At 51.1% G+C, this 21,931-nt stretch carries 19 protein-coding genes; 10 read left to right on the top strand and 9 right to left on the bottom strand.

Annotation, left to right across the window (positions count from 1 at the left end):
• Positions 1-34 precede the first annotated feature (34 nt).
• On the top strand, positions 35-1,384 hold the full coding sequence (locus ACQYWX_RS00095) for a class II fumarate hydratase (protein WP_431689541.1): 1,350 nt from the start codon (positions 35-37) through the stop codon (positions 1,382-1,384).
• A gap of 43 nt (positions 1,385-1,427) precedes the next feature.
• Here the strand turns inward: ACQYWX_RS00095 and ACQYWX_RS00090 are convergent, their stop codons facing one another.
• Entirely contained in the window at positions 1,428-1,802 is a 375-nt protein-coding gene (locus ACQYWX_RS00090; protein ID WP_431687461.1) for a metalloregulator ArsR/SmtB family transcription factor, read from the bottom strand.
• 130 nt (positions 1,803-1,932) lie between these two features.
• On the bottom strand, positions 1,933-2,079 hold the full coding sequence (locus ACQYWX_RS00085) for a hypothetical protein (protein ID WP_279500650.1): 147 nt from the start codon (positions 2,077-2,079) through the stop codon (positions 1,933-1,935).
• Between ACQYWX_RS00085 and ACQYWX_RS00080 the strand changes: the two genes are divergently transcribed.
• Positions 2,078-3,364 (top strand): hypothetical protein, encoded by a 1,287-nt coding sequence (locus ACQYWX_RS00080; RefSeq protein ID WP_431687460.1) that lies wholly within the window; start codon positions 2,078-2,080, stop codon positions 3,362-3,364. The two genes, ACQYWX_RS00085 and ACQYWX_RS00080, sit on opposite strands and share 2 nt — an antisense overlap.
• Before the next feature lie 81 nt (positions 3,365-3,445).
• On the opposite strand, the gene ACQYWX_RS00075 is transcribed toward ACQYWX_RS00080, so the two are convergent.
• Positions 3,446-4,366 (bottom strand): LysR family transcriptional regulator, encoded by a 921-nt coding sequence (locus ACQYWX_RS00075; protein ID WP_431687459.1) that lies wholly within the window; start codon positions 4,364-4,366, stop codon positions 3,446-3,448.
• 109 nt (positions 4,367-4,475) lie between these two features.
• Here ACQYWX_RS00075 and ACQYWX_RS00070 point away from each other — a divergent pair, with 109 nt between their 5' ends.
• The 8 genes from ACQYWX_RS00070 (at position 4,476) to ACQYWX_RS00035 (ending at position 13,574) form a co-directional block, all read left to right on the top strand.
• On the top strand, positions 4,476-4,913 hold the full coding sequence (locus ACQYWX_RS00070) for a DoxX family protein (RefSeq protein WP_431687458.1): 438 nt from the start codon (positions 4,476-4,478) through the stop codon (positions 4,911-4,913).
• 288 nt (positions 4,914-5,201) lie between these two features.
• Positions 5,202-6,770: an ABC transporter substrate-binding protein gene (locus ACQYWX_RS00065; protein WP_431687457.1), complete on the top strand. Its 1,569-nt coding sequence runs from the start codon at positions 5,202-5,204 to the stop codon at positions 6,768-6,770.
• A gap of 556 nt (positions 6,771-7,326) precedes the next feature.
• On the top strand, positions 7,327-8,274 hold the full coding sequence (locus ACQYWX_RS00060; RefSeq protein WP_431687456.1) for an ABC transporter permease: 948 nt from the start codon (positions 7,327-7,329) through the stop codon (positions 8,272-8,274).
• On the top strand, positions 8,271-10,181 hold the full coding sequence (locus ACQYWX_RS00055) for a dipeptide/oligopeptide/nickel ABC transporter permease/ATP-binding protein (RefSeq protein ID WP_431687455.1): 1,911 nt from the start codon (positions 8,271-8,273) through the stop codon (positions 10,179-10,181). The genes ACQYWX_RS00060 and ACQYWX_RS00055 overlap by 4 nt, the downstream gene beginning before the upstream one ends.
• Entirely contained in the window at positions 10,178-11,185 is a 1,008-nt protein-coding gene (locus ACQYWX_RS00050; RefSeq protein WP_431687454.1) for an ABC transporter ATP-binding protein, read from the top strand. The genes ACQYWX_RS00055 and ACQYWX_RS00050 overlap by 4 nt, the downstream gene beginning before the upstream one ends.
• A 147-nt stretch (positions 11,186-11,332) precedes the next feature.
• The gene (locus ACQYWX_RS00045) at positions 11,333-11,497 is read left to right on the top strand and encodes a hypothetical protein (RefSeq protein ID WP_431687453.1); all 165 of its coding nucleotides are present in this window, start codon (positions 11,333-11,335) and stop codon (positions 11,495-11,497) included.
• A 43-nt stretch (positions 11,498-11,540) separates the two neighbouring features.
• Positions 11,541-12,941, top strand: coding sequence for a dGTP triphosphohydrolase (gene dgt, locus ACQYWX_RS00040; RefSeq protein WP_431687452.1), 1,401 nt, complete (start codon positions 11,541-11,543; stop codon positions 12,939-12,941).
• Between the two features lie 105 nt (positions 12,942-13,046).
• Positions 13,047-13,574: an adenylate kinase gene (locus ACQYWX_RS00035; protein WP_431687451.1), complete on the top strand. Its 528-nt coding sequence runs from the start codon at positions 13,047-13,049 to the stop codon at positions 13,572-13,574.
• Between the two features lie 64 nt (positions 13,575-13,638).
• Here the strand turns inward: ACQYWX_RS00035 and gyrB are convergent, their stop codons facing one another.
• From gyrB to dnaA, 6 genes are all read right to left on the bottom strand, one after another.
• Positions 13,639-16,056: a DNA topoisomerase (ATP-hydrolyzing) subunit B gene (gene gyrB / locus ACQYWX_RS00030; protein ID WP_216739826.1), complete on the bottom strand. Its 2,418-nt coding sequence runs from the start codon at positions 16,054-16,056 to the stop codon at positions 13,639-13,641.
• A 23-nt stretch (positions 16,057-16,079) separates the two neighbouring features.
• A complete protein-coding gene (recF, locus tag ACQYWX_RS00025) occupies positions 16,080-17,207 on the bottom strand; it encodes a DNA replication/repair protein RecF (RefSeq protein WP_216739825.1) in 1,128 nt (375 codons plus the stop codon).
• Positions 17,208-17,222: 15 nt separating this feature from the next.
• A complete protein-coding gene (locus ACQYWX_RS00020) occupies positions 17,223-17,825 on the bottom strand; it encodes a MarC family protein (RefSeq protein ID WP_347815405.1) in 603 nt (200 codons plus the stop codon).
• Positions 17,826-17,897: 72 nt separating this feature from the next.
• Positions 17,898-19,175 (bottom strand): ABC1 kinase family protein, encoded by a 1,278-nt coding sequence (locus tag ACQYWX_RS00015; protein WP_431687450.1) that lies wholly within the window; start codon positions 19,173-19,175, stop codon positions 17,898-17,900.
• Between the two features lie 140 nt (positions 19,176-19,315).
• Positions 19,316-20,419 (bottom strand): DNA polymerase III subunit beta, encoded by a 1,104-nt coding sequence (dnaN, locus tag ACQYWX_RS00010; protein ID WP_431687449.1) that lies wholly within the window; start codon positions 20,417-20,419, stop codon positions 19,316-19,318.
• 102 nt (positions 20,420-20,521) lie between these two features.
• The gene (gene dnaA / locus ACQYWX_RS00005; protein WP_431687448.1) at positions 20,522-21,925 is read right to left on the bottom strand and encodes a chromosomal replication initiator protein DnaA; all 1,404 of its coding nucleotides are present in this window, start codon (positions 21,923-21,925) and stop codon (positions 20,522-20,524) included.
• Positions 21,926-21,931 lie beyond the last annotated feature (6 nt).

The raw sequence follows: 21,931 nt of genomic DNA, 5'->3' as shown, positions 1-21,931 counted from the left end.
AGACCGTGTGAAAACCCGTATCGAAAAAGACAGCATGGGCGAGTTACAAGTGCCGGCGGACGCCTTGTACGCCGCGCAAACCCAGCGCGCCGTCAACAACTTTCCCGTCAGCGGCGAGCGCCTTCCCAAGGCTTTCATTCGCGCCCTGTTGCTGGCGAAATCCGCCGCGGCGCGCGCCAACGTCAAGCTGGAGCTGATTCCCGCCAAAATGGGCGACGCTATCTGCGAAGCGGCGCAGCAACTGCTGTCCGCCGACGACATGATGACTCATTTTCCGGTGGATGTTTTCCAGACCGGTTCCGGCACCAGCACCAACATGAACGCCAACGAAGTGTTGGCGAGCCTCGCCAGCCGCATTCTGGACGAGAAAGTCAGCCCTAACGACCACATCAATTACGGGCAAAGCAGTAACGACATCATCCCCAGCAGCATCCACATCAGCGCCGCGCTGGAGCTGGACAAGCTGTTGCTGCCGGCGCTGCGCCACCTGTTAAAAACCATTCAGGACAAAGCCGCGCAAACTGACGGCTACATCAAGACCGGCCGCACCCACCTGATGGACGCCATGCCTGTGCGTCTGAGCCAGAGCCTGCTGGGCTGGGGCGCACAGATTGAGCAGAGCATCGCTGCACTGGAAGCGACACAACCGGCGCTGCACACCCTGGCTCAAGGCGGCACGGCGGTGGGCACCGGCATCAACGCGCATCCGGATTTCGCCGCGGAGTTCAATCGCCAGCTCAGTGAGATGACAGGCCTTAGCTTCAAACCCGCCGCCAATTTCTTTTCCCATATTGGCTCGCAGGACATCGCCGTCTCTCTGTCCGGTCAATTGAAGACCGTCGCCGTCGCCATCATGAAAATCGCCAATGACTTGCGCTGGATGAATTCCGGTCCGCTGGCGGGTTTGGGCGAAATTGAACTGGAGGCGCTGCAGCCCGGCTCGTCCATCATGCCCGGCAAGGTCAACCCGGTCATACCTGAGGCGGCGGCCATGGCGGCGGCGCAGGTTATCGGCAACGACACCGCAATTACTATCGGCGGCCAGTCCGGTAATTTTGAACTGAACGTTATGCTGCCGCTGATCGCCCGCAACCTGCTACAGAGTATTGAACTGCTGTCCAACGTCAGCCAGTTACTGGCGGACAAGGCCATCGCCACCTTCAAAGTCAATGAAGCCAAATTGCAGGAAGCGCTGTCCCGCAACCCCATACTGGTCACGGCGCTGAATCCGATCATCGGTTACCTGAAAGCGGCGGAAATCGCCAAACAGGCGTACAAAGAAGGACGCCCGGTCATCGACGTGGCGGAGGAGCAAACCGATCTGTCCCGACAGGAACTGGAGAAGTTACTGGACCCCGCCAAACTGACCCACGGCGGCCTGTAAGCGTCGCCTCACCGCTTAAGAAAAGTCTCGTGGCGCTTGAGCGTCACGACTTTTCCACTATTGCCGTAAAGGCGTTTTGTTCGCCTTCGGACTCTTCCTGCGCAGGTTCACACAAAACGTCGCTATCTGCGCTCTCCTCTTGGGTAAAACGATTAAGTGAGCAAACTTCGGAAAGAAAGCTCATCAGTGCGTTAGCGACATTTTCCTCTACCAGAGAGTAAGTGACATAAAGTCCTTTTTTTTCTTCCTGCACCAGCCCTGACGCCAATAATATGGAAAGATGTTTGGAGATGGCCGGCTTGGAGATATCGAATCGGTCGGCGATTTCTCCCGCGGTCAGCGGCGACTTGGAGAGGTACGCCAGAATTCTTCTACGGGGGGTGGAGGACAGAGCCTTAAACACATTATCCGTACTCATAATAGTCCCTACTACGCTTATCAGTTCTAATTGTTTTTAACGACAAGGTTCATATAGAACCATCCCGGGGGGTAAATCAATGGTTAACGCACGCCCCCGCACTTCCTTCTTACAGACCATCGTTAGGCCTTCAAGTTCCACAGGGGTGAAAAACCTGGGGTTTTTCCCAGATGACCTGCGCCGAGAATATGCTGTAATCATCGCCCTGTTTAATCATCCAGACGCCGCTGCCCTCCTCATCGGCGTCGCCCTGCCGCAAGGAGAAGAACTTGAACATGTCATCGACCGCTTATCGCAATATCGCCATCGCCGTCCTGGTTTTACTGGTTTACTTTTCCTGGGGAGACAGCGATGAAGAAGAGGCTCTTCCGTTTCAAGAATCCGGCTCCCAGGCAGGACCGGTTAACAATGCAGAGCTTCCGATGTATGAACTCCCCGACGATTACGAAGCACTGATATGTGAGTCGACGTCAGGCATAGTCGCTTCCAATTATCGGGTGGATTATAAAATTCTACTGCTGATGGAGGACGGCTCCGCGTATGAGTCCCTGGGGGTACCGCCGGAAGATTTCGATGTGGAAACATCGCGGGAAGAACAGCCTGCGCGCTGGGGAATCTGGGAAAGCGATGACGACGGTTACCGGGTGAAAATTCCTGATGACGAAAAAGAGTGGCGCACTTTCTCAAAGTCGGACCGTCTGGTTCCCGCCCGCGAAGGCGAACGCCTGCACCGACGCCTCTACCACATGGTCGCTTACGGCATGGCGGGGATCAGTATGAGCAGCACGGTCAACACCCGTCGCTGGACTTTCCGGGGCGACGGACGCTTCACCAAAGGCCGCTCCAGCCTCGCCGGTAGCGGCGGCGCTTATTCCGCGATGACAGGAACCTCCGTTTATGCGCAATCGAGCAGCGACGCATCAGGAGATCAGTCATTGGCGGCGGGATCAGGCTCCGGCGTTTTCACCCACTCCCAAAAGAAAGGCGGAGACGGTTCCAAAAACCGTGGAGAATATCAACTTTCCGGATATACCCTGACGTTGCACTTCGATAATGGCGAGCAGGAGCGAAAATTATTTGGCTTCTGCTATAACGATCGCACCAGTCCCTTTTTGGAGGGCGGCGTGTTTTGGATGGATGAGTCGGACCTGGAGGAAGACCTTCCCCGGAACTTTGAGTTGGTGATGAACATCAACGAGGATCGCTTCTATGAACCGAAGAATCTGGAAGAGGATGAAGTGCTTCGTTTGGCGTTCAGCGACAGCCTGAGACGCAACAAAGATTCTTTTACGCAGCAATTTGAGGACTATGTACGCGCCGATTTGACCTCTCTGGGAGAAGACCTGGACGATGAAGAATGGAAACTGGACAAGCGAGTCGCCATTTTCACCGCCCTGGTTGAGGACGCAGACCCCATGCCCTTATATGTGTCCTATCTGGCCGTTCAAGAGGGTGAGAAGTATTGGAAATATCTGCGCATTCTGACGTCAGACGATGAGGCTCTTTCCCGTTACAACGATAAGCTCACTCCCGTAATGAAGCGCTTTTTTACCGGAAAATAAAGAGTATCCCAGATTGTGAGCACACACTAACTAACCCTGGGTATTTGACGCCCAGACTGTATATCACCGAAGGAAGTCCGCTTAAGTCGCGCCGCCGCCACCCGCAACGGCCTGCTGAGCCAGCCTGTCGATGAGCCAGGCGGCGGCAGGTCCTGGCGGGTTTTCCGTCAAGTAGATGACATCAAACGGATAAGTGACGGAGGCTGCGTCCGGCATATCCAAACGCACTAACCGCCCATTCGCCAGGTCTTCCCTCACCATCGGTTCCGGCATGTTTCCCCAGCCTATCCCTTCTTTCAGCAACATATGCTTAGAGCCCAGATCCGCCAGCCTCCAGGTATGGGCGCTGATCACCGCAAACTCCTGATTGCGGGTCAGGGAAGAGCGATCAGACAGGACTAACTGAGTATGCTCTCTGCCCGCGCCAGGGGCATTGCTCCCCGCCGTCGCCAGAGGATGTGAAGGCGCGGCGACGGGAATCAGGGCGACAGATCCCACGCTGATTCTTTCCACCCTGTCCAACACCGGATTGAGCGGTCCACTGACGCCTATGGAAGCTTCGCCGTTTAGCACCAGCTGTGTAACGCCACCCAGAGCTTCAACCCGCAGATTCAGAGATACGGTAGGAAACTGCTCGCGGAACGCCTTCAGCGCATCCACCACTCTGCTGGAGGGCAACATCACGTCCACCGCCAGACGCACCTCCGCCTCCAGGCCTTGCAGTAACCCTTTCACCTTGGAGCGCAAGCTGTTGACGCCGTTATGCACCAGCCGCGCTTCCGACAGAACCAGGCGTCCTGCGTCAGTCAACTGAGGTTTTCGCGTGGTATGACGATCAAATAACTGCACGCCCAGCTGGGATTCCAGATTGGCGATGGAGTAGCTGACCACTGAGGTCGCTCGATGCAGTTTACGCGCAGCGCCAGCGAAACTGCCCACTTCCACCACGGCCAAAAACACTTTCAGTTGATCCAGGGTCGGTGCGCCAGGGTTTGATAACATGCCTAATTTCTCGAATAAAATGACTGAAATTATCCCAGTTTTGCGAAAAGAGTAGTCGCAATATAGTGGTTCCATCAAGCAACGACACTCATTACTGGAGCAAGCCAACATGACTCAACTGACCCACAATGCGAATTCAGCTCATTCCATTAACGGCGCTTTCGATATCGCCTCCGTCTCCGCCCTCGTTGGCAGAGTGCTTATAAGCATCATCTTTGTTCTTTCAGGCATCGCCAAGATCAGCGCGCCGGCGGGAACCATTGCTTATATCGAGTCCGCCGGTTTGCCATTCGCCACCTTGGGCTTCGCCGCCGCAGTGTTGGTGGAGCTGGCTGGAGGGATAGCCTTGATCGCCGGTTACCGCACCCGCGCTACTGCGCTCATACTGGCGGGTTTCACTGTCGCAGCCGCCCTGGCTTTTCATAATCAGCTTGGCGATCAGAACCAGTTCATTCATTTCTTCAAGAACATCGCCATGGCCGGAGGATTATTGCAAATCGCGGCATTCGGGGCCGGGCGCTTCTGTCTGGATGGAAGAAACCGCTAATCGCTTTCGCTATTGACGGGCCGTCGCAGCAACAGGACGGCCTCAGCGGCTTCAAAGATCCATCCTCAAGACCCCGTGTTATAGACCTCCTGTCGGCGACTTGTCTCATCCGGCGTTAAGGCATTGAGGTTGTGGGAAATGTTCTTTAAGGTGTAATGAGGCTGCGTCAGGGACAGTACCGAGCCTCTCAGCGCCATGCCGAACGTCGTCAGTGACGTTCAAGCGGATGGGCAGGAAGGAGAGAGGCGCGGAGACGCGAAAGTAACGCTTCCGCACAAGGAGGGATTCATGGACCGGCTGTCGGGCGTACTGCGCGTCCTCGTTTGCTGCCTCTTACTCATTACATTAACTTCGCCCAGCGTGGCGCAGACTCCCGCCAATGTTTTAGTGGTCGGCCAGATCGCCGAGCCCAAATCTCTGGATCCTCACGCCGTCACAGCTCTCAATGACTTTCGCATACTGATCAATCTCTATGACGGGCTGGTGCGCTTCAAAGACGGAAGCTTGGAAGTGGAGCCGGCGTTAGCGGAGTCCTGGACAATCAGCGACGACGGCAAGACTTACACCTTCACTCTGCGCAAAGGTGTGCAATTTCATGACGGCTCGCCTCTCACCGCAGAAGCGGTAAAGTTCAATTTCGAACGTATGCTTGACGAAAAGCATCCTTATCATGACACCGGCCCTTTTCCATTGGCGTTTTTCTTCAGTCCAATAGAGAAGGTGGAAGCGATTGACGACCTCCACGTTCGATTTGAATTAAAAGAACCTTACGCCCCGTTTCTTTCCAACCTAGCCTATCCAACCGGTCTGATAATCTCACCCGAATCAGTGAAAAAGTACGGTAAGGATTATGGTCGTCATCCGGCGGGAACCGGCCCGTTCCACTTTGCCGAGTGGGTCAGCAACGCCAAGGTCGTTATTGTCCGCAACGACAAATACTGGGGCGGCGCACCGCCTCTGGAAGCAGTGGTGTTCCGACCCATCACCGACGCCAACACGCGTATGGCGGAAATGCTCTCAGGCGGCGTAGACCTCATGGTGGAAACCCCGCCGGATAATCTGGCCGTATTCGAGAAAGATTCTGGATTCCAGGTTTATCAGCAGGCGGGACCGCATTTATGGTTTCTCATTCTCAACAACAAAAAAGGTCCCTTGGCGGATCGCCGTATGCGTCAGGCGATCAACTACGCGATTGATAAGAAAGCGCTGGTGGAAAACGTGTTGCAAGGCACCGCAGAAGTCGCCAAAGGACCCATCCCGCCTGCTTTCGCCTGGGCGTATAACCCAAATCTGGACGCTTACGCATATGACCCCGACAAGGCGCGCGAACTAATCAAAGCGGCGGGACACGAAGGCGCTCAGCTTACTTTCTACGTGACGGAAGGGGGTTCAGGGATGCTGGAGCCCGTCGCCATGGGCGCGGCGATTCAGGCGGACCTCGCCAAAGTGGGTCTTCAGGTAAAGATAGAGACTTATGAGTGGAATACCTTTCTCAGCAAAGTGAATCCCGGATTACCGGAAGGCGTCGATATGGCGGAAATGGCCTGGATGACCAACGACCCCGATACCTTGCCTTATCTCGCATTACGCAGCGACGCCTGGCCGGATAAGGGCGGCTTCAACTCCGGTTACTACGCCAACCCCAAAGTGGACGATCTGCTTGAACGAGCGCGTCGCGCTACAGACCAAAACCAGAGAGCCGCACTCTACAAAGAAATGCAGGTCATCGTACAAGAAGACGCCCCCTGGGCTTTTATCGCCAACTGGAAACAAAACGCCGTCAGTCAGTCACGCGTTAAAAACTTCAGGTTACAGCCTTCATTTTTTCTGGATTTAAGAGAGGTGAAGAAGCCATGAGATTTATCAGGATTTTCTAACCGGCATATTTTTAATAAATCATATTTCATCACAGCTTCATAGCAAAAACTTTATTCCCTGAGTGACGTTCGTAGTCGTTACGCCTTAGATAAATAAACGAAATAAAAACATTAAGTTATATATTTTATTTGAAGTTATGAAAAACTCCGCCAGTTATATTTTCAGTTATTTTCATAGAAAAAATATTTAACGCTGAGTTAAATCGGCAATATTTTACCTTGAGGAAAATTTTCAGTTATTAACCCCATAAAACATGTTCAAAAAACGAGCGGAAAAAGCACTTTTTGCCGTTATAGAAATGAAGAAATAACGACCTGAAACCAAGTTATCTCACCTCAAATCAGGACTTCAAAAGGACCCTTTCAATGAGCAATGGAAAAGAGGCCTCTCCAAACCCCATTTTTGACCAAAATTCCCCTTCAAACTCTCCGAGCACTCACAAGATTTCTTGTAAGGAAAAATGCAGGAGGAAACGGGATTTTTTGTCACATTCCGTCTTCCATTTTCCCATCGTCAAAGAACAACTCTAACCCCCATGTGGAGCTATATCGCCAAACGTCTCCTTTTCGTCATTCCTGTCCTGTTCGGAATGACCGCGATCGTCTTCTTGATCATGGCCATGATTCCGGGAGATCCCGCCACCGCAATTCTCGGCGCCTATGCAACGCCTGAAAATATCGCACGAATTAACCGTCAGTTAGGGTTAAATCATAGCCTATTTGAACAATATTTAATCTGGTTGGGACACATTCTGCAAGGAGATTTAGGCCGATCTTACAGCTTGAATCGCCCCGTTCTGGATGAGGTTTTAGAGCGCTTCAGCGCCACATTGACGCTCGCCGGAGCCTCCTTTCTGCTGTGCTCTCTGTTCGGACTATTGGCGGGAATTGTCTCTGCAGCGCGCCAGTTCAGCTGGGCTGACAGAGTGATCACATTGCTGGTTTTGATTGGCATTTCAACGCCGTCATTCTGGCTGGGACTGCTGCTGATACTGGTTTTCGCCGTCGAGTTGCAATGGCTGCCGGCCAGCGGTATGTACGCGATATACGGCGGTGGCGATATTCAGGACCTGCTCTCCCATCTCACGTTACCGGCCATTACGCTGGCGGTCATCGCAACTGGCGTTATCGCCCGCCTAACCCGAGGCGCCATGTTGGAGGTACTGCGGCAGGATTACATTCGCACGGCTCGCGCCAAGGGGCTAAGTGAGCGCCGCGTGATCTATCGCCACGCTTTTAAGGCCGCGCTGGTCGCCATTATCCCTGTATTGGGCATTCAGGCTGGCTTCGTACTTGGCGGCGCAGTCTATATCGAAACCGTATTCCAATGGCCCGGAATAGGTCGCATGTTGGTGCAGGCGATCGCCACCCGGGACATTCTGCTCGCGCAAGGGGGAGTATTGGTAGTCGCCACCTCATACGTCCTTTTTAATCTGGCTGCGGATGTTGCTCAGCATCGACTCGACCCAAGACTGACCTCATGACTCGCTCATCTCGCCCCAGCGCCTGGAAACTATTCCGGCATAACCACATTGCCTTTTTCGGGCTCTGCCTGTTTTTGCTGGTGACGGTCATCGCTCTAGCGGCGCCCATACTTCCGTTATCAGCGCCAAACGACACTGCGCCTGCGGAGCGTTTACTACGACCATTAAGCGAAGGCCGTTTATTGGGAACGGATCATCTGGGAAGGGATCTCCTCTCCCGTTTGATATGGGGAGCGCGCGTTAGCATCTCAGTGGGTTTATCCGCCACGCTGATCGCTTCCGTCATCGGCTCTGCATTGGGTTTGATCGCGGGTTTCGCAGGCGGACGAACGGATAATGTGTTGATGCGCGGCGTCGATATGCTGATGGCTTTCCCCTATATTTTACTGGCGCTGGCGATCGTCGCGGCATTAGGGCCGGGGTTATCAAACGCTCTCTACGCCATCGCCCTGGTGAATATTCCATTCTTCGCCCGCAATATCCGAGGCGTCACGTTGAGCCTGACAAGACGGGATTTTGTCGACGCCGCCAGGCTTTCCGGCAAAGGTCCTGTGCGCATTCTGCTTACGGAAATACTGCCTAATGTGGCACCCATCATCGTCATCACCATGTCGACAACCCTGGGTTGGATGATATTGGAAACCGCAGGACTCAGTTTTCTCGGTTTGGGCGCGCAACCGCCGCAAGCGGATCTGGGCGCCATGCTGGGGGAGGGACGCAAATTGCTGTTTACAGCGCCGCATGTGTCCGTGATTCCCGGGCTGATGATCTTCGCGCTGGTCATGAGCGTCAATTTGATTGGCGATGGCGTCAGAGATGTGCTTGATCCCAAATTAAAGTCAGGCTCTTTGACACGCCCCTCCGCCATGACGGAAGTACAGAGCGCTAATGCTAAAAGCTCCCCAGCCCCAGACATCAGTGCGACTCAGGACGCCCTGGCGGTGCGAAATTTACAGACCGAGTTTCTTGTTGGGACGGACATTTACAAGGCAGTAGGCGGCGTCAGCTTCGAGCTGGGTAAGGGGGAATGCCTGGGTTTGGTGGGCGAATCCGGCTCCGGTAAATCCGTTACGGCGATGTCTCTGCTCAGATTGGCGCCTACGCCCCCAGGACGCATCGTAAGCGGCCAGATCTGGCGGAGAGGGGAAGATCTACTCTCTTTCCCACTGCATCGCATACAGGCGCTCAGAGGCGGGGAAATCGCCTACATATTCCAAGACCCTCTCTCCAGTCTTCACCCGCTTTTTAGTGTCGGCGCCCAAGTCGCAGAGGCGATTCAAGCGCACCAACCTTATTCTCATAGGGAGGCGTGGCGCGCCGCTGTGAGCCTGCTGGAACAAGTGCGCCTTCCCAACGCCGCTTCAATAGCGCACAGCTATCCCCATGAGCTTTCTGGAGGCATGCGACAACGGGTTTGCATCGCCATGGCTCTCGCCAATCATCCACAGATCATCGTGGCGGACGAACCCACTACCGCTCTGGACGTCACGGTACAGGCTCAGGTGTTGAAATTGATGAACCAGCACCGCAAACAAAATGAGGCGGCGGCGCTTTTGTTCATCACCCACGACTTTGGCGTCGTTTCCGAAATCTGTGACCGTGTGGCGGTCATGTACGCTGGACGCATAGTGGAGGTCGGCGCCGCAGGAGAAGTATTGAACAAGCCCGCCCATCCCTATACTCGCCTGCTCATCGATTGCGTCCCGATTCCTGGTCGAAACCAGGATCGCCTGCCTGCCATTCCCGGCTCTCCTCCCGCGGTTAATAATCTGCCCGCAGGGTGCGCGTTCGCGGATAGGTGCCCTTTTGCGGAAGGCGACTGTCGGAACAGCGATATCAGCTTACGTCCACTGGGCGAAAATCGTTTCGCCCGCTGTATCAAACCTTTGTGGAAAACGTCCCCATGACCGCCACTCTTCTGACCGCCAGTAATCTCACTCGTCACTATGGCGGCGGGCGCGGTTGGCTCGGTCGACGCAAGCCGCTGATACAGGCAGTGCAGGGCGTGGACCTGTGTATTCAACCCGGCGCCACTCTGGGCATTGTAGGTGAGTCCGGTTGCGGCAAATCCACCCTCGCGCGCATGCTGGTAGGCCTTGATCAACCCAGCGCAGGCCATTTGCTGCTAGATGGGAAATCTTGGCCTGATCGCAGCCGTAGCGAACGAAAGCGTCTGCATAGCCAGATCCAATATGTCTTCCAGGATTCTCTTAGCGCTCTTAACCCCCGTAAGACGATTAGAGCGATTTTAGAGGCTCCGATGGATCATCTTCTGGGGATGAAGAGAAACGCTCGCTACAGGCGTCTACAGGAGCTTATGGAGGCCATTGGATTAAGGCCAGAGCTACTGGAGCGTTATCCACATGAATTGTCCGGCGGTCAGGCGCAACGCATCGGTATAGCAAGGGCGTTGGCGGCGCAACCACAGATCCTGGTTCTGGATGAACCGGTTTCCGCGCTGGATGTCTCCATACAGGCCCAGGTGCTGAATCTGCTGCAGGATCTCCAGCAACACTATCACCTCGCTTACGTATTTATCAGCCATGACCTGGCCGTCGTGGAAGCAGTCAGCGACGTCATCGCAGTCATGTATTTCGGGCGCATCGTAGAACAGGCGCCCGCCGGTGAACTGTTCAGGTCTCCGAAACACCCTTACACCCGTTTGCTGCTCGATTCTATCCCGCTTCCTGGTAAAAAAGGTTTGCGAGGAGAGAGCGAAACAATAGAACTCCCCGATCCCGCCGCACCCCCCCAGGGATGCCCATTCGCTCCCCGGTGCGTCAACGCGCGAGACAAATGTCGCCATGAGCAACCCAGACTTCGTCCTATGGAAGGAGAGGAGCGCATAGCCGCGTGTCATTTTCCTGTGGGGGGAGATCCTTTGCTTAGAGAATATTTGGCCTCTAGTTAAAGAATTACTCGTACAACAGTCAACTTGTTAACTTGTTAACTTGTTAACTCTGTGAAGCAGTGTTGATTTTGTTTTCAGTCAAATGACATTTATTCAAGCAGTTCTATACTATTAGTATTGGAATAACTAACAACACCGGAGAAAGAAATGTCTAAAGAAAAGGGGTTTAAGTCTTCAAAACCGGTTCAAGATTTTCACAAGCCTTCCGAAGCAATAGCTTATGCGATTAGCATGGTGGAAAAAGACATGGCATTCGCTATCAAGAGCGTGACTCGAAGCTCCGCTAACAAAAGCGACAAAAGTACGAAATAGGAAAGGCAAAACACGAAGTGTTTATGCCTAAGTTATGTCAAATATGAAACCTCTGCCGCTATATGGCGATGGAGACTACTATCGCCTTAGTGGCATTAATGTCGGCAAGCATTGCGATAAAGAAAGAGAGCCAGGACGATTATCCTTCCGCAAAGATTACTCAAGACTTATTCACACTCCAGCCTTCCGGCGATTACAAGGCAAAACTCAGCTTTTTCCTGGATATGAGTCTGATTTTTTCAGAAACAGACTTACCCACTCTTTAGAAGTTGCACAAATCTCTACTGGTATAGGCGAGCGAATTAACTCCGTCGAACCAGAATTTGAGAGCAGTCACATTGACCTAGACTTACTGGAGTTTGCTGGACTCGCTCATGATCTGGGTCACCCTCCCTTTGGCCATAATGGCGAGCGCGCATTAGACGAGATGATGCTTGCGTTCGGAGGATTTGAGGGGAATGCACAGACTCTGCGTATACTGACATGCACTGAAAGAAAGCTGATAAAGGTAGGAGAGAATACTTACTCAGACTTAGGGTTAGACCTAACCGTAAGAAGCTTGGCATCAATACTCAAGTACGACACCGAAATACCAGAACAAAGGAAAAAAAGGGCTCCTTTACAAAAGGGCTACTACTCATCCTCTGCGGATATCGTAAAAGAAATTAAAAGCAAAGTAGCGCCTCGGAAACAACACCAAGGCGATTTTCGAACCATAGAATGTAGCATTATGGAGATAGCTGACGACATTGCTTATTCAACGTATGACCTAGAGGATAGTTTACACGCAGGTTTTTCTACGCCAGTTTCAATTCTCTCAGCATTGTTTAACGATGGGGTTATCAGAAAGACTGTATTTGATCGTACAAATAAGGAGTTAAAGAAAGCGAAGCATGAGGAAATGCAATCCTTTGACGAATTATTTGAGGCAGCATCCTTGGTGTTTGATGGGCTTACAGAAGCAGGTTTTTCCGACAAAACTAGTAGCGCACTTGAGGCGACAAAGATCTATAAATTGGACCAGCAAATAGCCCAAGATTCTCTCACCAGGACAAAATTTACTGCAGAAAGAGTAGGAAAACTAATCGGTTCTACTGAGGTCAAATATAACGAGCATTGCCCAGCCCTCTCCCAAGCCAGACTCACAAGAGAGGCAATGCTAGAAGTTGAGATTTTAAAACACCTCAACTACGAGCTTAACATTAGATCACCACGATTGGCTGTCGTAGAATATAGGGGGAAAGATATTGTTTGTGAGTTATTTAAAGCCATTGATAATAGTGGTGGCTCGTTACTCCCTGATGACTGGAAGCAGTTATATCGGGATAGCAGGAACAAAAAAAGAATTATCTGTGACTTCATCGCCGGTATGACCGATAGGTATGCTACCGAATTTCACAACTCTCTTTTCGGTAGTGGGAAAAGTCTTTTCAAGCCAATCTAAAGTTTATTCTCCTAGTTCTCGTCTACTCGTCGTGACACCTAATATATAATCCTCTCCCGCGTTGCTTCACCCCTGTTTAACCTTTTCTGAATATAAGGAGTGAAGATGAGAATTAACGTAATTGGGACCAGTGGCAGTGGGAAGTCCACCTTCAGTAAAAGGCTGTCAGAAAAGCTCGACATTCCTTATATAGAAATGGACGCCCTATATTGGGGAGCAGACTGGCGAAACCATCCAGAAGAGATCTTCAGCGCCCGGGTTGCGCAGGCGCTGCAGCAAGAAAACTGGATATTGGACGGTAATTACAACAGCAGAATTCAGTTGAAATGGGAGAGGGCTCAGATAGTCGTTTGGATAGACTACTCTTTCCCACGCACACTCTTTCAGGCAATCAGAAGAGCACTAACCCGCATCATCACAAAAAGGGAACTTTGGGCGGGTACAGGCAATAAAGAATCTCTACGCAAGCTGTTCAGCAGGGACTCCATCGTCCTCTGGACCATGACTACCTATAAGAAAAACCGCAAAAAGTACCTGTCGATAATGAGAGATCCGCGATACGCTCACATCCGCTTTATTCGGATTCGTTCTCCGAAAGAGATGGAGAGCTGCCTGCTTTCATGGGGCTCTTAACAAACGATGGAGAAAAAAAGGGCTGCGATTGCAGCCCTTTTTACTATTAGAGAGGGGGGATTAGTTACACGTCCAGATTCATAACAGACAGCGCGTTGGTCTGGATGAAATCACGACGAGGTTCAACATCATCGCCCATCAATGTATTAAAGATCTGATCCGCAGCGATCGCGTCCTCGATAGTAACTTTCATCATGCGACGTACGGCAGGGTCCATGGTGGTTTCCCACAGCTGCTCAGGGTTCATTTCGCCCAGTCCTTTATAGCGCTGGATGTTCAAACCGCGCTGGGCTTCCTTCATCAACCAGACCAATGAGTCGTCAAAAGTCTCGATAGCCTGTGTCTTTTCACCCCGCTTCACATAAGCGCCAGCCTCAACCAGACCATCCAGTTTCTCGGACATATCGGCAATATTGGCGTAAGAGCTGGAGCCAAAGAAGTCTTGGTTGAAGGTGTATTTATAGTCCACACCATGCTGAACCAACTCCACCTGAGGCAGGAACAGGCTTCTTTCAGCATCTTCCACAGCGCTGATAACGTAGTTATTGCCAGTGCTGTTGTCATAGCCCAGCTTCTCATTCAGCAAGGCGACCCAGCCTTCAACGGCGGCTTTATCTTTGAGTTGCTCCTGCGTCAATCGAGGCACGTAAAGAAGCTGATTCAGCACGCCTTTGGGGTAGGCTCTGGACATACGATCAATGACGCCTGTCGCCGTACGGTAGTCTGTCACCAGCGTCTCCAGCGCAGTCCCGATAATGGGCGGAGCCTCTGGATTTACAAACAACTGCGTGTTCTCAAGCGCGCTCTGTGTCAGGTACTGCTGGAGCGCTTTCTCATCTTTAACGTACTGTTCCTGCTTACCTCTTTTCACCTTGTACAAAGGAGGCATCGCAATATAAACGTGGCCGTTCTCGATGATTTCGCGCATTTGTCTGAAGAAGAAGGTCAGCAGCAAGGTACGAATGTGCGAGCCGTCCACATCCGCATCCGTCATGATGATGATGCTGTGATAGCGCAACTTGTTTACATCAAACTCTTCACGACCAATACCACAGCCCAGGGCTGTAATCAGGGTGCCAACTTCAGCGGAAGACAGCATCTTGTCGAAGCGGGCCTTTTCCACGTTCAGGATCTTACCTTTCAACGGCAGAATAGCCTGGGTCTTACGATCACGCCCCTGCTTGGCGGAACCACCCGCCGAGTCACCCTCCACTATGTACAGTTCAGAAAGAGCAGGATCTTTCTCTTGGCAGTCAGCCAGTTTACCTGGCAATCCAGCGATATCGAGGGCTCCTTTACGACGGGTCATTTCACGGGCTTTTCTGGCAGCTTCCCTGGCGCGAGCCGCATCGATCATTTTGTTGACTACGTTCTTCGCGTCCTGGGGGTTTTCCGCCAGGAAGTCTGCGAAGTGAGTATTCATTTCCTGCTCAACCGCAGTCTTAACTTCAGAGGAAACCAGCTTATCTTTGGTCTGAGAAGAGAACTTGGGATCAGGCACTTTAACAGAAATGATCGCAGTCAAACCTTCACGCGCGTCGTCGCCAGAGGTAGCCACTTTGGTCTTTTTCAGCATGCTCTCTTTTTCAATGTAGCTGTTAAGAGAGCGGGTGAGGGCGGCTCTAAAACCAGCCAAGTGAGTGCCGCCGTCACGCTGAGGAATATTGTTGGTAAAGCAGAAAATATTTTCCTGGAAGGAGTCATTCCACTGCAGTGACACTTCTACAGTAATGCCGTCTTCTCTTTCTTTCAGGAAGTGGAACACTTTGTTAATCGGGTTTTTGGTCTGGTTGAGATACTCAACGAAGGCTCTTAGTCCACCTTCATATTCGAAGGTTTCTGTTTTTGCAGAGCGCTCATCGTGCAACGTGATCTTAACGCCAGAGTTCAAGAAGGCGAGTTCGCGCAGACGCTTAGCCAGAATATCGTAGTGGAATTCGATATTGTTAAACGTTTCTGCGGAAGGGAAGAAGTGAACTTCCGTACCTGAACGGTCAGTTTCGCCAACCACAGATAAAGGCGCTTGTGGTACGCCATGCTTATAAACTTGCTCATGCACTTTGTTGTCACGGCGAATAGTCAGGCGCAGTTCTTTTGAAAGCGCGTTAACAACTGATACGCCCACACCGTGCAGACCGCCGGATACTTTATAGCTGTTGTCGTCGAATTTACCGCCAGCGTGCAGCATCGTCATGATAACTTCTGCGGCGGAGACGCCCATTTCTTCGTGGATATCGACAGGGATGCCACGGCCATCATCGCTAACCGTGATTGATTCATCAGCGTGAATCGTGATCTTCACTTCTTTACAGTGTCCGGCCAAGGCTTCGTCGATAGAGTTATCAACGACCTCGAACACCATGTGGTGAAGACCGGTGCCATCGTCAGTGTCGCCAATGTACATACCTGGACGCTTTCTTACCGCATCCAGGCCTTTTAACACTTTGATGCTTGAGGAATCATAATTTCCCGATGAGGACATATATCTCTCCTAACCGTCACACGCTAATTGTGGACTTTGGTGACAGCACCCTGTTCCACGTGAAACATTTGCGTGTCGTATTCTTGATTAAAATGGCCGAACAAATATTCTGACTGCTGTTTATCCAGGACCGTCACAAACACCTGGGCCCCTTTCTCCAACATTCTCGTTAACAGTGTTACCTGATTTCCGGTATCCAGCTCCGCTCCAACATCATCAATCAGCACAATGGGCCTTTGATTTGTCCGCCGCCGTAATATTTCCAATTGTGATAAGTACAGGTGGGTTATCAAGGTTTTTTGCTGACCTCTTGATAACACTTCCTTCGCGTGAACTCCACCGACCTTTACCTTAATATCCGCCCGGTGTGGGCCTAAAGTCGTGAATCCCTTTTTTACGTCGCTTTCGACTGACGAAGCCAGTTGCTCCATGTGAATAACATCATTCTGATACCAGCCATTGCTAAGCGTAATCGTCAGCTTGTCGCCAATATCCCTGGTTTGCTCACTGGACTCTTTCAGAGATTCGATGAGAATTTCCTTCAATTCAGCGAAGTAGGCGTCTCTATAACGGCTTATCTCGTCTGAATACGCTACGTATTGGTTGTCCCATGCACTTAACTCAGAACGGCTAATATTACCACTTTTCAGCAATTTATTCCTTTGCAATAGCAATTTGCGCCAGTTCTGCCAGACCACTTTGAATTGGTGTTCCACGTGAAACACTCCCCAGTCAACAAAGCGCCTTCTTTCCCCTGGGCCTCCATTAATAAACCCAAAGGTATCAGGAGTAACAATCAAGATAGGGAGGGCCGCCGCCAGCTCAGACAAGGTTCTGGCGCTCTCGCCGTTGATTCTGACTCTGGTTAGTTTGCCTGTCTTTTGACGGCTGACGCCAATGCGGAATGATTTGCCGGCGTCTTCATTGACGGCTTCGCCAAAACAGACCATTTCATCAGATAGATGTGAAACAGCGTAATCCAGTTCCTTAGTACGAAATGACGCCCCCCGTCCCAGCAGGTAAACGCCTTCCAAAAGACTACTTTTTCCACTTCCGTTATTCCCGTGAAATAACAGTAATCTCGCAGAGGTATCCAACTTCAGGCTGGAAATATTACGCAAGTTGGTGAATGCAATACGACTAAGACCCATTCCAACAATCCAACGTCAGGATACGTGGGTCAATTTAGTCAATAGAGGCTGTAAGCCCATCAGGAACATCTCTACCGATACCGCGATCAACAGCATCCCCATAAGACGCTCTATGGCGATGATGCCTCGCTTGCGGAGTACTCTATATAAAAAGGTGGAACTCATCAGCGTGACGGCGGTGACGGACCAAGCCAACAATACCACGATAGACCAATCCATCATTCTTTCCGGTTCCCGGGTGGAAATCAGAATCAAGGTCGCCAAGGCTGAGGGACCCGCCACAAAGGGGATCGCCAACGGCACGATAAAAGGCTCGCCATCAGGGAGGTCTTCAAGCCACTCCCGCTTAGCGGGGAAGATCATACGCAATGCAATGATAAATAATACGATAGCGCCAGCGATGCCTACGGACTCTTTGCTTAGGCTGAATATCTTGAGCAAGTACTGTCCACAGAACAAGAACACCAGCAGAATCGCCAAAGCGATCAGCAGTTCTCTGAACAATACTTTCTTTCTTCTCTTGACGTCCACCCGCTCAAGAATACTCAAGAACAAAGGAATATTTCCCAATGGGTCCATGACCACGATTAACAAGGTCAACGCGGATACGATATCCATCAACTTCCCCTTAAACAAAAAAACCTAACACAACAATGTGCTAGGTTCTTTAACTACGCAAGTGAACCGCCGTTATTGAATCAGGCTGAGCCTTTCATCCATAAACATATCCAGCTCTGGGGCCAGCACATGTACATAACGGTCGAAATACAAAAACTGTTTTAGCAGCAACGCAAACTCCCTAGGAAAGTGCAAACCGTGCTGCTCACCGATTTTCACCAGATCCATCAGAATATTGTTAACTTCATCATCGCCAGTTTGCTGGTCGTAATATATCGGCGGCATATCAGGCGTCATCGCATCCATTTTTTTGTAGACGTCTGCGATATCCGCTGCGAGGTCATCCACGCTTAATTGAGTCTTGGTGATGCCGATTCGCGACATAGCGTCAGCCATACCGTGGAAATTACCCATCATTATCGCCGTGATGAAATCAGACACCGCCTGCCAGGTTCCAGCGCCAATACGCCCCACGATGCCAAAGTCGATAAAACCGATGCGGCCATCTTCCAACACCATCAGGTTTCCTGCGTGAACATCCGCGTGAAAGAAGTCGCACTGCGTCAAACTGGCGAACCAGGTATTCATTGCGGTGATCAGCGTCTTCTCTGGATCCGGGCAATATTTGCGAATCGTTTCCAGATCTGTCAGAGGCACGCCATAGAAACGCTCCATGGTTAACACCCGCATGGTGCTAGCCTGCTCATATACAGTGGGCACAACCGCTTGGTCATTGCCGCTATTCACCAAGAACTCTCTAAACTCTTTGAGATTGGCCGCCTCCTGATAGAAATCACACTCTTCCATCATGGTTCGCTGTATCTCTTCTACAATGCCAGATAGCGACGTCCAGGACAGCTTTGGCGCTAAATACTCGACTACACGCGCTGCCACATACAAAAAATTCAGATCAGTCAGCAGAACATTGCGAACGCCTGGCTTCTGAACCTTGATAACCACATCCTCGCCTGTCACCAAACGCGCCGCGTGAACCTGTGCGATGGATGCGGAAGCCAACGGCTTGGTGTCGATATGCGAATATATCGACTGCAATGGCCGCTTGAATTCTTCCTTCAGGATTCTCTCGATTTGCGAGTAGGGCAGAGGTTTGGTCTTATCCAAACACAGCTGAAACTCTTCAACATAATCTGCAGGGAAAAACGTTGGCGAACTGGCGATAAATTGCCCCAGCTTGATATAAGTGGCGCCCAGTTCTTCAAAAGTCTGTCGCAAAAGCTTCGGCGCAGGCGCACGATTTCCCTTCAACCAGCCAAGGCCAACCTTGGATATGACTGCCGCCGTTTGACCAATCCTGGCGGCTCCCTTTACTGCGTTAACAATTTTTCCCATAAGCTTTTCCACTCTCGCTGAGATTCAAACTCTGTCTGCATTCAGGGGCGATACATCCTTGCCAAGCGTCATACCCAAGTGGGCGACGCGCCGTAACCTTTCGAACTCGAACAGATTCACGGCGCTATCAGTTTAACTGACTATAGCCTCATAGGCATAACGACATACACAGCGTCTCTGGTATCGACGCCTTCCACCAAAGCGCTGCTATTCGCATTGGAAAGCGTCACTTTGACCTGTTCATCATCCAGTGCATTAAGCACGTCAATCAGGTAACCGACGTTGAAGCCAATTTGCAGTGCTTCATGCGGGTATTCGACTTCCAGGCTATCCTCCGCCTCTTCCTGATCTGGATTATTCGCAAATACTTTTAACAGTCCATCTTCAAACTGCAGGCGTACGCCACGGATGCTTTCATGTGACAAGATACTTGCGCGCGACAAAACGCCTTTCAACAGGACCCTGTCCGCGATCATCACCTTATCGCCCGATCTTGGGATAACTCTTTGATAATCAGGGAATTTTCCGTCAATTAACTTAGATGTAAAAGTAAAATGCCCTACGCTGGCCCGCACATGATTATCGCCGAACACCAGGGTACAGGACTCATCTGTATCGTTAAGAAGACGACCTAACTCCAAAATCCCCTTACGCGGTACGATAGGCTGGCGCTTTTCAATAACGCCGGTTTGAAGGGACACATTGGCGAGGGCGAGGCGATGGCCGTCTGTTGCGACAGCGCGCAGACCCTGCTCATCCAACTCCATCAACATGCCATTCAAATAATAACGAACATCCTGCTGGGCCATTGCAAAGGCTGTTGCATCAATCAAGCGCTTAAGTTCTCTTTGCGGCAACATAACTTTAACGCTTTCAGGTTCTTCTTCCACATTGGGGAAGTGTTCCGCAGGCAATGTAGACAATATGAAATGACTGCTGCCATAACGAACGTTCAAACGTCCGTCTTTCAGTTCAATACCGATAGCGGCTCCTTCAGGAAGGGCGCGACAGATATCTGTAAATTTCTTGGCGGGAACGGTGATTCTGGATTCATGCTCAATGTTTACGTCGCTAATTTCTGCAACCAGCTCCACTTCCATATTTGTGCCGGTGATAACCAGCTTTCCGTCTCTGGCGTCAAGCAATACGTTGGCGAGCACAGGCATGGTCTGGCGTTTTTCAACCACCCCAGAAATCATTTGCAATGACGTGACAAGCGCCTCTCTGGTTATAGTGAGCTTCATGTAATATCCCGTTTCTATAAACTCTTAAATCACTGAAAATGTTGCTATTTTAAACTAAATCTTTGGGTCGCCATCAAGCTGACGGCGCATATTTTCGCCTAACTAGCTGGTTAACATGCGCATAAAATTCTGATAATCGTCACGCAGAGTGGGATCGTTTTGCTGAAGTTCTATCATGACCTTACAGGCGTGCAATACCGTGGTGTGATCTCGTCCCCCAAACGCCTCGCCGATTTCCGGCAGACTATGGTTAGTCAGCTCTTTAGCCAACGCCATGGCCATCTGCCTTGGACGGGTAATTGAGCGGGTGCGACGCTTTGACAAAATATCCGCAACACGGATTTTGTAATATTCCGCCACCGTTCTCTGGATATTATCGATACTGACCTGCTTCTCGTGCAGCGCCAGCAGATCCTTCAAACATTCGCGAATAAACGCCGGCGTGATTTCCTGTCCAGTGAAGTGGGCATTTGCAATCACCAGCTTTAACGCGCCTTCCAGTTCTCGAACGTTAGAGCGAATTTTTTGCGCAATAAAAAAAGCGGACTCACTGCTTAAATGGACATTGGCCTGTTCCGCCTTCTTCATCAGAATTGCTACACGGGTTTCCAGTTCAGGCGGCTCAACCATCACCGTCAGTCCCCAACCGAAGCGGGATTTCAGGCGCTCTTCCATGTGATCAATCTCTTTTGGATAACGGTCACAAGTCAGAATCATCTGCTGACCGCCTTCCAACAAGGCATTAAAGGTATGGAAAAACTCTTCCTGAGATCTCTCTTTGCGTGCGAAGAACTGAATATCATCAATCAGCAGCGCATCGACGGATCGATAGAGGCGCTTGAACTCGTTGAAAGCATTTAGCTGCAACGCTTTCACCATATCTGCAACAAATCTTTCGGAGTGCAGATAAAGAATCTTCGCATTGGGGTTTTTCTTGAAAATGGCGTTACCTACCGCCTGCATCAAGTGCGTTTTCCCTAAACCTACCCCACCATATAAAAACAGGGGGTTATAGGCGCTACCCGGATTATCCGCCACTTGCATGGCGGCCGCCCGCGCTAATTGGTTCGATTTACCTTCAACAAAGGTTTCGAAGGTAAACGTAGGATTCAGGTAACTCTCGTGTTTGATAGCCCCTTCCACCGTGACGTTTCTTTCTCCGGACGGAGCGACATCGGCGATAACAGGTTTGGAGGGAGCCGTAACCCTTGCGGCGCCAGTTCCCGTATCTTTACTTGCCGGCGTTCCTTTGTTATTGCCGGCAATGCTGCCAATCTTCAAAGAAATACGCGGAGCCTTTTGAGACGTCAGTTCACTGAGAATTTCATTGATCCTGCCAATGTACTTCTCGTTAACCCAGTCCAGTACAAACCGGTTTGGCGCAAACAAAAGCAGTTCTTCCTCAGAACCTTTCGCCTGCAAAGGGCGTAACCAAGTGTTGAACTGTTGTGCTGGCAACTCGTCCTCTAAATAGCCCAGACATTGATGCCACAGCTCAGACGTCACTTCCAA

Origin of the sequence: Hahella sp. NBU794 (assembly GCF_050749805.1) — a bacterium.
GTDB lineage: Bacteria > Pseudomonadota > Gammaproteobacteria > Pseudomonadales > Oleiphilaceae > Hahella.
This window is presented reverse-complemented; position numbering and strand designations above follow the sequence as displayed.